The following is a 12,429-nucleotide window of genomic DNA, read 5'->3' as shown; positions in this document are numbered from 1 at the left end:
AATGTAATAAACATGGTCATCATAAATGAGAGCAATACAGACATTATTGCTGTGTTAACCACTCTAAATTTGAAGTTCATAATATTCCTATAAATTCAATGTAATATTCTATGAAATAGGTTCTTATCACCAATTAACCTATATAATTATATTATATATAAAAATATATTGTATATGAATTTAGAAAAACTGAATGTAATGATTGATTACTCAGGACTATGCTTTTCTAAATCTATTTGTTAATCAATATTCACCACACCGCGACATTTGGGAAATTGGCTACAAGCAAGAGGGCGCTGGGTTATATTAGGTCACTCATTTTCATGGAGATAAACAAGGTCAACGCTGCTCTGCCGCAGCCGCTTACCTACCACCCAGTGCAAAGCCGTCCGAACCGAACCGTTATTACCCACGCGCAAGCCAACCGTGTCATCATTGAAGACAAACGAGCAACTGGCGTAATTTACGAAAAGGATGGCATGCTCGGCTATATCCGCAATAAATCAGACACCATCTATCACCCTGTAGGCACTTGCCGAATGGGCTCAAACGATTGCTCAGTAGTGGATTTAGAGTTAAAGGTATTCGGCGTAAGCGGACTGCGCGTCATCGATGCGTCAATCATGCCAACACTGGTTAGCGCCAATACCAATGCACCAACAATCATGATCGCCGAAAAAGCAGCTGATATGATTAAAGCTAAACAGCATTTAGACTAGAGCGTGTCCTCATTTTAAAAATGGAGATAAAAACGAGATAAATTGACTCCGTTTGGCAAGGTAAGTCGCTTTTAACCTATTTAGATGACTAGCGATTGAATTGAAGAAGCGTCCTAATACTCTTTGTTATAGGGCGTGTTGAACATTCAAATGTGGTGCTGGCAGTGACTATTTTTTAGACAATATGCAGTGAAATTTTTGATGCCTAGTCATTCTAGGTTAAACAATTTCGCTATGTATTGGCAAAAAAGAGTACTGCCCTGAAAGGCTGATGCTAAAATCACCCCAAACGTCGTTACAAGCCTAGTTAAGGTCTCGACCTTATCGTCGGCTGGCGCCTAGTTTGGTGCAATTTTAGCGATCAGCAGCCCTAATATTTGAATGTTCAACACGCCCTAATGTTTTAGATCCTATTTTTGTTTTGGCTCTAAAATTCGCTTGGTTAGCTTTTGTACTGGACTGGCTATTATCATGACACAAACAAAGGCTACAGGCGCTGCTAGCATCCAAGCCTTGAGCCAATAATACACAAAGCCCTCTATCGAACCAAGATTGACAAAAGTGATATAGAGAGTCATCAACCCTGACAATAGCATCGCCATGATAGCCGTGTTAATGAGGCGAAATTTCCAACTTATAGCGACTTTATTCATAGTTGCTCGATTCATTATGATTTTTAATAGATGAGTTTTTGACAAATATTTTTTGATAAGTTTTTTATAAAAACAGTAATGTATGTTGAGCTTGCACAAATCAGCACTGTCAATATATGGCCGAGTATTCAACATACCTTATATATGTATTACTGCATCGCTTTCTCCAAAGCCGCCGTGTCCTCGTGCATGCGGTACAGGCAAATCTCGCCAGCATCATTAAAACGGACAATCATTGACCAAAGGCTATTAAATACTTTCCCTGTGTCTCTGACAGTGTGAGCAAGCTTGCCAAATCTGATCACGTAATCATCAGCGACGATGGACTCCTCCATGACAAACTCGCCAAACTCAAACATTTTTGCAAGATTTTTAAAAAACTCAATGCCTGCATTTTTACCACTGTGAGTACCATAAATAGGCACCTGACTGTCTGGATGTTCTCGGAACACCACGAACTTAACGTTTTCGTCACATTGCTGCATGGCCTGCTCATATTCGCCCGCAAATATATGAGTGACGAATTGATCGAGTGTTTGGGCATTTGATTGTGATGGCATTAGTATCTCAATATTTTTAAAGTAGATAATAATTCTAATGTAGTGCAACACAGATAAACAGAGGACAGATCAGCAATCACTGTGCAAAAATGCACGGTGAAATTTGCTAAACTGATTATTTAGACTAAGATCAGTACTCATGCTGAAAGGTGATGGTGACATGCAGTGGGATGATTTGGCTTACTTTGTTTGCTTGGTAGAAAAACAGACACTGACTGCCTGCGCTGAAGAGATGGGCGTGCAACACAGTACGGTTGCGAGGCGCATAGATCATCTTGAGCAGACATTAGTGGTAAACCTGTTTGATCGATTAGGTAAACGCTATGCACTGACGCCAGAAGGTTCGATGCTCTACAATCAAGCCACTGAAGTGAAAAAAGAAATCGCTATATTCGAGAGAATGGCGATTGATCAAAACGCCATGCAGGGCAAAGTGGTTATATCGGCACCACCTGTCTGGGCGAATGAAGTGTTAATGCCTGCTCTGGCTGATTTTCGCCAGCAACTCCCAAATATATTAATCGAATTGAGCGGTGAAGTTGGCTTGAGCAATTTACATCACAGAGAAGCAGACATCGCCATTAGAACACGTTGTCCTACACAAAAGGATCTGGTTGCTCGTATTATTGGGTCCACAAGATATGGCTTCTTTGCTAATGATGAATACCTCAAACACACTCGCTCTGACCAATGGCAATTAATAGAGTTCCAAGCCAACGCTCGAGTGCTGGCTTGGTCACAGGCGTTAATGAAACAGTATGCCTATACGAGTGCATTTAACACTAATGATCTATATATGGCTTGTCACGCTGCTCGTAAAAAAATAGGTATCGCGTTACTACCAGAGTTTTTAGCCCATCAATACCCAGAGCTAACGGCAGTTGACCCAATTAATCGAGTATCACTAACAGCTCGAACACCATCAATATTGGAGAATATTCACTCTTCAACACTTGTTTCAGACAATCAGGATTCAATTTCAAATACCAATATTCCGCTGACTCAAGACTACCCTCTCTATCTTGTGATGCATCCTGATGTCAGACGCTCTGCACGAGTAAGAGCAGTTGCTGATTGGCTAGTTGCTAGTTGTGCTAGCTATTAGAGTATTTTGCTTAGCTCAAGCAGCTATTAGGGTATGGATTATATGAAGCAGCGTTAATCAATATTCACCACACCGCGGCATTTGGGAAATTGACTACAACCATAAAATGTCTGACCAAGCCGTGCGCCCTTTTTGACAACACGTTTGACCATTTCTCCCTGGCATTTTGGACAGGTAGGTATTTGCTCGGTAACAACCGTACCAAGGGTTTTTTCCGTTGTTTTGAGATTAGTAATATTAGACTTGATAACCTCACATTCAGCTATTTTAAAATCATTGCCCGATAACTCAGAATCTACAACCTCAAACGGTGTGAGAAACACTTTATCAGCCATATTATGCGATATACTGACATGTGTCGCACTCGCCTGCTGAGTATTCAAACTATCAATCGGTAACTCGTTAGATACAACTTCAGTCTGACCAGACCATTGCAGCACTTCTTTACTTTGTAGCGTGGCTCGTTTAGCGGTTTCTCTTACGATCAGCTCTGGTGTGGGCTTATTGGTAGGTTGAGCCACTGATTTATCAGTAGCGTTACCACTAGGCTTTTTGTTTGATGGGCTATGCTTGTCTTTTAGATAGGCTTTATGCTTCCGGTTAGTGCGCCAAGATTTGCTAAACCTGTTGCTATTAATCTGCTCAACGATGGATGTAACCTCATCTTCAGTCAGTAGCTTATCTTGCTTTTTCTTCACATAAGACGCCATACCACTCGTCAATACATGTTCGGGCAACTCATCGCGGGTTTTTAGTTCACACTCACCGATGAAGGCAATCATCGAATGAAAGTAGCTCAGCTCTAAACTTAATAAATCTGCAAGCGTTTTAATATGTAGATAATTTTGGCGCAATGGGTTTTGGAATTTGAATTTACTGCCATTTGGGAATGATTGCGTCCACTGTCTTTGCTTCTCGCTACCATATATCCAGCCTTTATAGTTTTTGGTTTCGATGACAAAGATGCCGTATACGGAGACAATGATATGGTCGATTTGGGTACTGCCACCATTGGCTCTTGGCAAAGTAATACCGTTTAATCGGTGGTAGACATCTTTTTCAAGCTTAAGCCACATGGCGACGTTGATAACGGTCTCGCCTAAGAAGCCTTTGAAGGAAGATTTTAGGGACATAATGAATTTCTCAAAGAATAGCCCAATAGGCTGACATCTACTAAACAAAAGATTTGAGCACATATAAAATATTTATAAATATGATTACGCCAATGACAATTTTTATGAAGCTTGTACTTTCTTGTTTTGCTTCTGCAAAATTCTGTTGAATCGATTCTGTAACGAAGTCCATATCGGTTGAAGTAGGCTTATAACTGTTAAAAGATGCTTTATTAGCTAAGCTTGGAATATCATCAATAAGCTCAGTCACTTGTGGCCGAAGGTGCTTCTCATACCCTTTCCAAGGATTATCACTCTCATAAAGTTTTCGTACGCCGTAATACATATCTTCTTCAAAATAACTGTCTTGAATCCATTCATCATAATAAGCTGGGTCCCAAAACTTGGCGGGAAGTACAGTAACCTCAGCTGTTTCATCACTGATTAAAATAGGAAATGAGCTTTGCAAAATACCATTGGGTAAATGTAATCGCCAAACGAACATACTGGTAGACTTTAGTGGTAAAGGCGTAATGCTATTAGGGATGTCAAAACCAAGCATTCTAGTATGTTCGTCAGTTATGTGCTCGGCATACTTTAATATTTCTATATCATCCGTATCAGGAATGTTATTTTTAAAAGTATAAAGTTCATGTGCAATTTCTGCTAGATAAGAAACTGGTGTTCGCCCTGTTGGATCGTATAATACTTCAGCAGGACAAGAGTATGTCTGATCAAAAGACCATAGCATTTTATTTGCTTGGACGACATGAGCCCATACTACTTTGCCTGTTTTATATAGCTTAGACAATTGGTTCATTTGTTCATACAAGACGTCGTCTTTCATCCATTTTGGAGGCATCATTTGTAAGTAAGCTAAATCCGCTCGATCTAAATTAGCAAATTCAATCTCCCTATCAAACTTCAACTCCATAGTGGGTACGGGTGGCAAAGGCTGGTTGAAATCAGTATTTCTTAATATAGTAGATGGAACTAGCTCCAACACACTTTGCCAAATTGTTTGGTCTTGTAATACCCCATCATCACTAGCTATTATCAATGCTTGGTAAATCACTTGCTTAGGAACGAAAAAATCACATAAATCTTGGATATCACTATCAAACTCGACAAACATGTTTTCAGTCAGTGCGGTCTGATCCCCTATACAATGATCGCTTGCATCAGGGTACCAAACTGGGGCTTCTCTACGAGCTCGTCCAATGATTTCACCTAAATAGTAGCTCAATATCTCAATAGTCGAGCTATTGTGCAGCGGGTATTCTGAAGAAAAAATTCGATACTCTGTAAAGTCAGGTAGTCTTGTTTTAACCGTTAGCAACCACTCATCAATTCGCTTGAGACTATTTAGTGAATAATCAAGATTACAGTCACGAAGCTCTTTTTCATATATAAAGTCATGACGCTTGGTCAAATCATCTAACTCATTAGAACTCAACTTTTTTGACATGTCAGAAAAGAAATCATCTAACGTTAAGAGCACGTTTACTGTTTCAACAGTCGGTTGATTAGACGTAAGGAATGGCTTTTGCGAGTTAATAGAAGTCGTGCAACTTGTCATGATTTTATCGTCTTAGAAAATATTGAATTTTAGTTTATGTCGTTTAATAGTTAGCTACCGATGACTACCTGTCTACTAAATCTCTTTTCTTCCATTGCACATAATTAAAATTATCTTTAGCAATGTCTATATGCCAATCATAAGGGAATAAGTCTGATTGTATTTCTTGTGGAATACTATTTTTATGTATAAAACATCGATTAACTAATAACTCTTTCGCAGCTGATACCGATACTGGTATCTCATCATTATACTGCTGATAATGTTGTTTGTAGCTTTCAGTACTTGAAAGATCTACTTCTCCATCTACGTTGAATTTCCATTCTTTTTCTGTCTCGTAATTTCTGACAAAGTCTGTTCGCCAGCGCGAATTATGTCCCCAACCATGAGATAAGTCATGACATAATCGGTTATCTCTATGGTTGGTGAAATACATATCGCTTTTTTCAGCCAAGGATTTATCTACACATGGATGGCTATAGACACTTACTCCACCCCTCGAAAACTGTAATTCACCAAACATAATAGTCGGATACAACTGGTCTTTGATAACTATTTGCTCATGCTCACCTACTGTTACTACATCATCAACATAATATATTTCATGGTAAAAGGGATGATAGTAAGGTTGGGCTACAGATGAAACTTGCATCCCTATATTTGTAAAAAAAGAACTATATTCAGCTACTGTCAATTCGCCTCGATTCAATAAACATAATAGATGATCATTACAGACGCTGAGAGCAAACAAATCCCATAGTTTAAAATTTAGTTCTTCAAACCGGTTTGAAGATAGCACCTCATGAGTGCTAAACCCATTACATTCTTCTATGCACTGTTTTACGGAAGCAAGGTTTAGCTTATTATTTTTAATACTCAATTTAGTAAATACTGATTTAAGTAGACCATCTTCTGTATTCTTTATAGGCTCTTCCATATCTGTAGATATTGCTTTAGTTAAATTAGCATCATACTTTTTTAAAGCCTCGCAGTCTTTTAGTATGCGCCTAATATCCTCAATATAGCCAATGAGTAACTCTTGATAAACATCTTTCCCTTCATAATTTGCTAAGTCGAGATATAAAGCCACACTCATAATTTTATCCAAAAAAAAGATAGACCGAACGCATTCAGTCTATCTTATATGTGCTGTCTTAAGGAACTGCTCTTAGTAAAAAATTACACCAAACTGTTTACTGCTTCTACTACCGCGTCAGTCGTAATACCAAACTCTTTATACAAATCACTGGCAGGTGCAGATTCACCATAAGTGGTCATACCGATGACTTTGCCATCTAGACCAACGAACTTATACCAGTAATCTACATGAGCGGCTTCCACTGCGACGCGAGCACGGATATTGGCAGGCAATACCGCTTCGCGATAGTTAGCATCTTGCTCTACAAAGATTTCTGCACATGGCATAGACACCACACGGACGCCAACACCATTTGCGCTCAACGTTTCATACGCTTCCATCGCAAGGCTAACTTCTGAACCAGTCGCGATGATGATGGCTTGTAGCTCGCCTTGCTCTTTCGCAAGTACATAACCGCCTTTGGTGATGTTGGCTACTTGCTCACTATCGCGCGCTTGATGTGGCAAGCTTTGACGGCTAAAGATCAATGCTGATGGGTTGTTTTCAGATTTGATTGCTTCTACCCAAGCGCTAGCCGATTCAGTCGCATCACACGGACGCCAAGTGCGTAGGTTTGGCGTGGTACGTAGGCTAGTCAATTGCTCAACTGGCTGATGCGTTGGGCCATCTTCACCCAGACCGATAGAGTCATGGGTATAGACATGGATGACGCGCTGCTTCATGAGTGCGCCCATGCGTACCGCGTTACGTGCGTATTCCATAAACATTAGGAACGTGGCTACGTAAGGGATAAATCCGCCATGTAGTGCGATACCATTGGCAATTGCGGTCATACCGAACTCACGTACGCCGTAATAGATATAGTTTCCGTCAGCGTCTTTTTCGATGCCTTTAGCACCTTTAAACAGCGTGAGGTTTGAGCCTGCTAGATCCGCTGAGCCGCCTAGCAATTCTGGTAATAATGGCTGCAAGCTATTAATGGCGTTTTGGCTAGCTTTACGACTAGCAACATCAGCGCCCGCTTCTTGCGTTTGTTGGATGTAGGCTTGTGCTTGACTAGCAAAGTCAGCTGGTAAGTCGCCATTTAAACGGCGTAACAATTCTGCTGCTAGTTCTGGATAGGCTTTTTTATACGCTTCAAAGTCAGCGTCCCAGTTCTTTTGCTGTACGTCGCCTTTGGCTTTGGCATCCCACGCTTCATAGATTTCATCATCTAATTCAAACGGAGCATGCTTCCAAGACAATGCATCACGAGTCAAGGCGATTTCGTCGTCACCAAGTGGTGCACCATGACTGGCTGCTAGGCCTTGCTTATTCGGGCTACCAGCACCGATAGTTGTTTTACAAATGATGAGACTTGGCTTAGCAGTCTCTGCAAGCGCTTGTTCAGTTGCTTGCGTAATCGCATCAGCATCATGACCGTCGACCTTGATAACTTGCCAGCCGTACGACTCAAAACGAGCTTGCGTATCATCTGTAAACCAGCCTTCTACGTTACCATCGATTGAGATACCATTGTCATCATAAAAGAAGACTAGCTTGCCAAGACCTAACGTGCCAGCCAGTGAGCACACTTCATGACTGATACCTTCCATCAAGCAACCATCACCTAAGAATGCATAAGTGTTATGGTCAACGATATTGTGACCGTCACGATTGAACTGCGCGGCTAAGGTTTTTTCAGCGATAGCAAAACCAACGGCATTGGCAATACCTTGACCTAGTGGACCAGTCGTCGTCTCCACACCTGGTGTATAGCCAAGCTCAGGGTGACCTGGGGTTTTTGAATGCAACTGGCGGAAGCCTTTTAGATCATCAACGCTGACATCATAACCTGATAAATGTAGTAATGAATAAATAAGCATTGAGCCGTGACCATTCGATAATACAAAACGGTCGCGGTTGTGCCACTGTGGATCGGTTGGGTTGTGCTTCAAAAATTTGCGCCACAAAACTTCGGCAATATCAGCCATACCCATTGGCGCGCCTGGATGTCCAGAGTTGGCTTTTTGAACCGCATCAAACGACAGTACACGGATGGCATTGGCTAATTTACGTTCGCTAATTGGAGCTGGCATAGAGTGTCCTAGTATTGGGCTAAGAGGAGAGTTTACTCAAAGGAGTATAAGCATAAGGACGCCAAATGCGCCCCTAAGTTATAGACTATAAAATTAAAGTGTAATATTAACATATTTGCTATAAGGCTAGCTAAGAAATGCTATGACAATTAAGTGCATTACCAGTCACTTTTCATGCATATCATGAAGAGCATTGGTAATGTTATATAGTAATCGTGATATGTATATTCAAGTCAATATCCATCAAATTCAGCGGTTATATCTTGATATAGGCTGACATCTACCAACTGGTTGGTATAAAACAAATAAAAGTCATTGATGACTTGGCACGTATCGTTGGTGCAGCACTGATAATGCTGAAACCCACTTTCAACAGGAAGTCGCACTTCTAAATCATAGAGCCCATCTGTGCGATAAGTTTCTACATTAACACGAGTCTGGATATAACTATTATCCTCAAGCAAGCTGCCTAAGACGATATGCTCTTCATCTGAATAAGGCAAATCCATAATATAACGTTTTATAGAATCCCAATCGAATGTTGCTAGCTCATCATTTGCAGTTCTTAAATAAAACTGTGTCATAGAAGCATCACCTAATAGAAGAGTTGCCTAAATTAGTAGGAATAATGATAAGCCGCTGGGCAGTGATTAAGCACAGCCACCTCGTTTTGTTGGCAGAACGCCACGACATAATCCGTTATTTTATCGTATATATCTTCACCATCTAGGTAATAGCAGATGCCTGTCTCGCCATTTTTAACGATCTGATACAGATATACCTGAATGGCTTGTTGGTCTGACAAGTGCTTAAAGTGTTGGCCTAATTCAGTCTCAAGGCACTTAGCCATGTTGCTAAAGTCATCACTCCAATTCATATTGCCATTTCGATAATACTCGCTAGCCAACCGACCGATCAAACGAACGAGTTCACCTTGAAGCGTATCAGCTTGACCGCTCTTAGGCACAATGCTTTGCCACAGGGCATCGTACTCATTCTGATATTGACCCAAACCATCTGCGTACAATGCCACTATCTATCCTTATTGAGCTATATGGTGAATCATATATTAAACCGAAATAGTCTCAGCACCGCCCATAAACGGACGCAATACTTCTGGAATAGTGATACTACCGTCAGCGTTTTGGTGATTTTCCATGACGGCTAGTAGCGTACGACCAACTGCCAAACCTGAGCCATTTAGCGTGTGTGCCAGTGTGGTTTTTTTACCGTCTTTGACACGCGTACCCATACGGCGCGCTTGGAAGTCACCGCAGTTAGAACAGCTAGAGATTTCACGATAGGTGTCTTGGCTCGGTAACCATACTTCGATGTCATAAGTCTTTTGCGCTGCAAAGCCCATATCACCGGTACATAACTTAACCGTACGATATGGCAGATTAAGCTGCTGCAAGACATATTCAGCTTGTCCAGTCATGGCCTCTAGCAACTCATCAGACTGCTCAGCGGTAGCAATATTGACCATCTCAACTTTTTCAAACTGATGCTGACGAATCAAGCCACGGGTATCACGACCATGAGAGCCAGCTTCACTACGGAAACATGGCGTGTGCGCGGTAAACTTAAGCGGCAATTCACTGATGTCCAAACGCTCACCACGTACCAAGTTGGTCATAGGCACTTCAGCGGTTGGAATCAAATAAAAATCCATCTCGTCATTATTAGTATGATTGGTCAATTTAAACAAATCGTCTTCAAACTTCGGCAGCTGACCCGTACCCTTTAGGCTGTCAGAATTGACAATATAAGGTACATACGTCTCAGTATAGCCATACTTAATAGTATGAGTATTCAGCATGAACTGAATCAAAGCACGGTGCATTTGTGCAAGCTGCCCTTTTAACACATTAAAACGGCTACCAGTCAGTTTTGTTGCCGCCTCAAAGTCAAGCATACCAAGCGTCTCACCGATATAAGTATGATCTTGAATATCAAAATCAAACGCGCGCGGCGTACCCCATTTACGGACTTCTACGTTATCGTCCTCTGACGTACCGACGGGCACACCCGCTGCCGGAATATTTGGAATCTGTAAAGCAGCTTGGGTGATACGTTCCTGTAAAGTACGTAGTTCGTCTTCAGCGGCTTTAATCTCACCGCTAACACTCTGCATTTCAGCCAATAGCTCGCTGGCATCTTCGCCTGATTTTTTTAGCGCACCCACCTGCTTAGCACCAGCATTACGACGTGATTGCAGCTCTTCAGTTTTCACCTGTAGTGACTTACGTTCAGACTCAATTGCTTGCCAAAAATCCATATCAAGCTCATAGCCACGTGTGGCTAGTTGTTGTTGTAAATCGCTTAAATCGCCGCGTAAGAGTTTCGGATCAATCATAGTAGTTGCCTGTAACGCTAAAAGTGAATAAGAGGTTTAAAAATGTTATTTTTAACAATACTGTTTTTATCAAAATAATTTATAGTCGCTATAATACCAAGACCCATCACATTTGACCATGTCTTGACGATACTTTCAGCCATTGCCACTAGGATTTATCACACACTATTTTAACTTGATTACCAGCTCTGACATTCAACAAACCATCATAATACGGCTGAATCGCAATAATATAGCAACTATCTGTAAACAGCTTGCTTATATGTTTCATTTAAGAGCGCTTTTCGGTAAGATAAGTACATATCTTTTTCCACTTTCAGCCAAGTGCGGCATCACCGCTGCACTTTGGTGATTTAAACCTAACACTTTTAATACAAGTATTTGAGAAACCTCTATGGCCCTGTACCCCTACACGCTGCAACCTGTCGCCTTAAACTTAACCGAGGCGGAATTCCACCAAGCACAGTACGAACTATTTGCCAGTGCCAGCCCCTCTTTTGGTCTAAAAAGCATCAAAATGAAAGAATGGATTATCATGGCAATAGTCGTGATATTAGCGATCGTAGGGTTAGTCTTTGTGACAGGTTATTCAACCATTATTTTTTGGCTGATGTTGGTGTCAGTCGTAATTTACCTACTGGCTCGTACGCTTGGTTTTCAATGGTACGTAAAAAGAGAGTTTGAAAAACAAGTGGCTGATCAAGAAATGCCAGATGAGATGCGCCAGATGAAATTAGGTGTACAAAAACATGGCTTGGTCATGGCCATGCCAGTCAATCAGCCTGACATGTTTAACTCTAACCAAATGCGCGGTATGCAGATGCGACCTGGCACTACCCAACAAGCCGTGATTCCATGGACTGCTGTTAAAAGTTGGGACGAAACTGATGACTATATCTTTATGATGTTTGAAATGAAAGGTCAACAAGGCAGCCAAATCGTACCTAAACGTCTGCAAGCACAGAAGTTTCCAATTGATACAGTTCGCCAACATTTGCAAGAAGTTATTGCTGTTAAAGGCTTAAACCCTGAAAACCTGCAGCCGCCAGCATAATAAGCCACAAGCCTTATTCTCACGATAAACTAAGCGGTAATAAGGCTTTCTCTTTTTATAAAACCAATAGTATTATTGCATTTATTCAACTTAACTTGTCGACAATGCTTTGTT

At 41.1% G+C, this 12,429-nt stretch carries 11 protein-coding genes and 1 pseudogene; 3 read left to right on the top strand and 9 right to left on the bottom strand.

All coding sequences use genetic code 11. The features are described 5' to 3' along the window. Positions 1-500: 500 nt before the first annotated feature. Positions 501-719 (top strand): annotated as a pseudogene (locus ACT3RN_RS02945) (GMC oxidoreductase); the annotation flags it as partial. Positions 720-1,129: 410 nt separating this feature from the next. Here the strand turns inward: ACT3RN_RS02945 and ACT3RN_RS02940 are convergent. Together ACT3RN_RS02940 and ACT3RN_RS02935 are read right to left on the bottom strand one after the other, a co-directional pair. Next, positions 1,130-1,372 (bottom strand): DUF2798 domain-containing protein, encoded by a 243-nt coding sequence (locus ACT3RN_RS02940; RefSeq protein WP_192519836.1) that lies wholly within the window; start codon positions 1,370-1,372, stop codon positions 1,130-1,132. Positions 1,373-1,521: 149 nt separating this feature from the next. Continuing rightward, complete coding sequence (locus ACT3RN_RS02935; protein ID WP_192519837.1) at positions 1,522-1,932, bottom strand: nuclear transport factor 2 family protein; 411 nt, start codon at positions 1,930-1,932, stop codon at positions 1,522-1,524. A gap of 139 nt (positions 1,933-2,071) precedes the next feature. On the opposite strand from ACT3RN_RS02935, the gene ACT3RN_RS02930 reads away from it, so the two are divergent. Continuing rightward, on the top strand, positions 2,072-3,037 hold the full coding sequence (locus ACT3RN_RS02930; protein WP_192519838.1) for a LysR family transcriptional regulator: 966 nt from the start codon (positions 2,072-2,074) through the stop codon (positions 3,035-3,037). A gap of 53 nt (positions 3,038-3,090) precedes the next feature. On the opposite strand, the gene ACT3RN_RS02925 is transcribed toward ACT3RN_RS02930, so the two are convergent. From ACT3RN_RS02925 to serS, 7 genes are all read right to left on the bottom strand, one after another. After that, positions 3,091-4,170 carry an NERD domain-containing protein gene (locus ACT3RN_RS02925; protein ID WP_192519839.1) on the bottom strand — a complete coding sequence of 360 codons (1,080 nt, stop codon included), beginning with the start codon at positions 4,168-4,170 and terminating at the stop codon, positions 3,091-3,093. Between the two features lie 40 nt (positions 4,171-4,210). Then, positions 4,211-5,728, bottom strand: a complete 1,518-nt coding sequence (locus tag ACT3RN_RS02920) for a hypothetical protein (RefSeq protein ID WP_444518453.1) — start codon at positions 5,726-5,728, stop codon at positions 4,211-4,213. A 64-nt stretch (positions 5,729-5,792) separates the two neighbouring features. Further along, positions 5,793-6,824 (bottom strand): hypothetical protein, encoded by a 1,032-nt coding sequence (locus ACT3RN_RS02915; protein WP_192992041.1) that lies wholly within the window; start codon positions 6,822-6,824, stop codon positions 5,793-5,795. 83 nt (positions 6,825-6,907) lie between these two features. Beyond that, positions 6,908-8,905: a transketolase gene (gene tkt, locus ACT3RN_RS02910; RefSeq protein ID WP_192519433.1), complete on the bottom strand. Its 1,998-nt coding sequence runs from the start codon at positions 8,903-8,905 to the stop codon at positions 6,908-6,910. Positions 8,906-9,138: 233 nt separating this feature from the next. Next, the gene (locus tag ACT3RN_RS02905; protein ID WP_192519434.1) at positions 9,139-9,489 is read right to left on the bottom strand and encodes a hypothetical protein; all 351 of its coding nucleotides are present in this window, start codon (positions 9,487-9,489) and stop codon (positions 9,139-9,141) included. A gap of 32 nt (positions 9,490-9,521) precedes the next feature. Continuing rightward, on the bottom strand, positions 9,522-9,938 hold the full coding sequence (locus ACT3RN_RS02900) for a hypothetical protein (RefSeq protein ID WP_192519435.1): 417 nt from the start codon (positions 9,936-9,938) through the stop codon (positions 9,522-9,524). Between the two features lie 36 nt (positions 9,939-9,974). Beyond that, positions 9,975-11,261, bottom strand: a complete 1,287-nt coding sequence (gene serS, locus ACT3RN_RS02895) for a serine--tRNA ligase (protein WP_192519436.1) — start codon at positions 11,259-11,261, stop codon at positions 9,975-9,977. A gap of 394 nt (positions 11,262-11,655) precedes the next feature. On the opposite strand from serS, the gene ACT3RN_RS02890 reads away from it, so the two are divergent. Next, the gene (locus ACT3RN_RS02890) at positions 11,656-12,315 is read left to right on the top strand and encodes a YcxB family protein (RefSeq protein WP_192519437.1); all 660 of its coding nucleotides are present in this window, start codon (positions 11,656-11,658) and stop codon (positions 12,313-12,315) included. Positions 12,316-12,429 lie beyond the last annotated feature (114 nt).

It is taken from the genome of Psychrobacter sp. AOP5-GZ1-6, assembly GCF_052376345.1.
In the GTDB taxonomy this organism is placed as follows: domain Bacteria; phylum Pseudomonadota; class Gammaproteobacteria; order Pseudomonadales; family Moraxellaceae; genus Psychrobacter.
Note: the sequence above shows the minus strand (reverse complement) of the source record. Positions and strands in the feature narration are given on the sequence as shown.

Coding starts and splice junctions, on each gene's coding strand:
- ACT3RN_RS02940 (WP_192519836.1), bottom strand. CDS start 1,372: ATGAATAAAGTCGCTATAAGTTGGAAATTTCGCCTCATTAACACGGCT.
- ACT3RN_RS02935 (WP_192519837.1), bottom strand. CDS start 1,932: ATGCCATCACAATCAAATGCCCAAACACTCGATCAATTCGTCACTCAT.
- ACT3RN_RS02930 (WP_192519838.1), top strand. CDS start 2,072: ATGCTGAAAGGTGATGGTGACATGCAGTGGGATGATTTGGCTTACTTT.
- ACT3RN_RS02925 (WP_192519839.1), bottom strand. CDS start 4,170: ATGTCCCTAAAATCTTCCTTCAAAGGCTTCTTAGGCGAGACCGTTATC.
- ACT3RN_RS02920 (WP_444518453.1), bottom strand. CDS start 5,728: ATGACAAGTTGCACGACTTCTATTAACTCGCAAAAGCCATTCCTTACG.
- ACT3RN_RS02915 (WP_192992041.1), bottom strand. CDS start 6,824: ATGAGTGTGGCTTTATATCTCGACTTAGCAAATTATGAAGGGAAAGAT.
- tkt (WP_192519433.1), bottom strand. CDS start 8,905: ATGCCAGCTCCAATTAGCGAACGTAAATTAGCCAATGCCATCCGTGTA.
- ACT3RN_RS02905 (WP_192519434.1), bottom strand. CDS start 9,489: ATGACACAGTTTTATTTAAGAACTGCAAATGATGAGCTAGCAACATTC.
- serS (WP_192519436.1), bottom strand. CDS start 11,261: ATGATTGATCCGAAACTCTTACGCGGCGATTTAAGCGATTTACAACAA.
- ACT3RN_RS02890 (WP_192519437.1), top strand. CDS start 11,656: ATGGCCCTGTACCCCTACACGCTGCAACCTGTCGCCTTAAACTTAACC.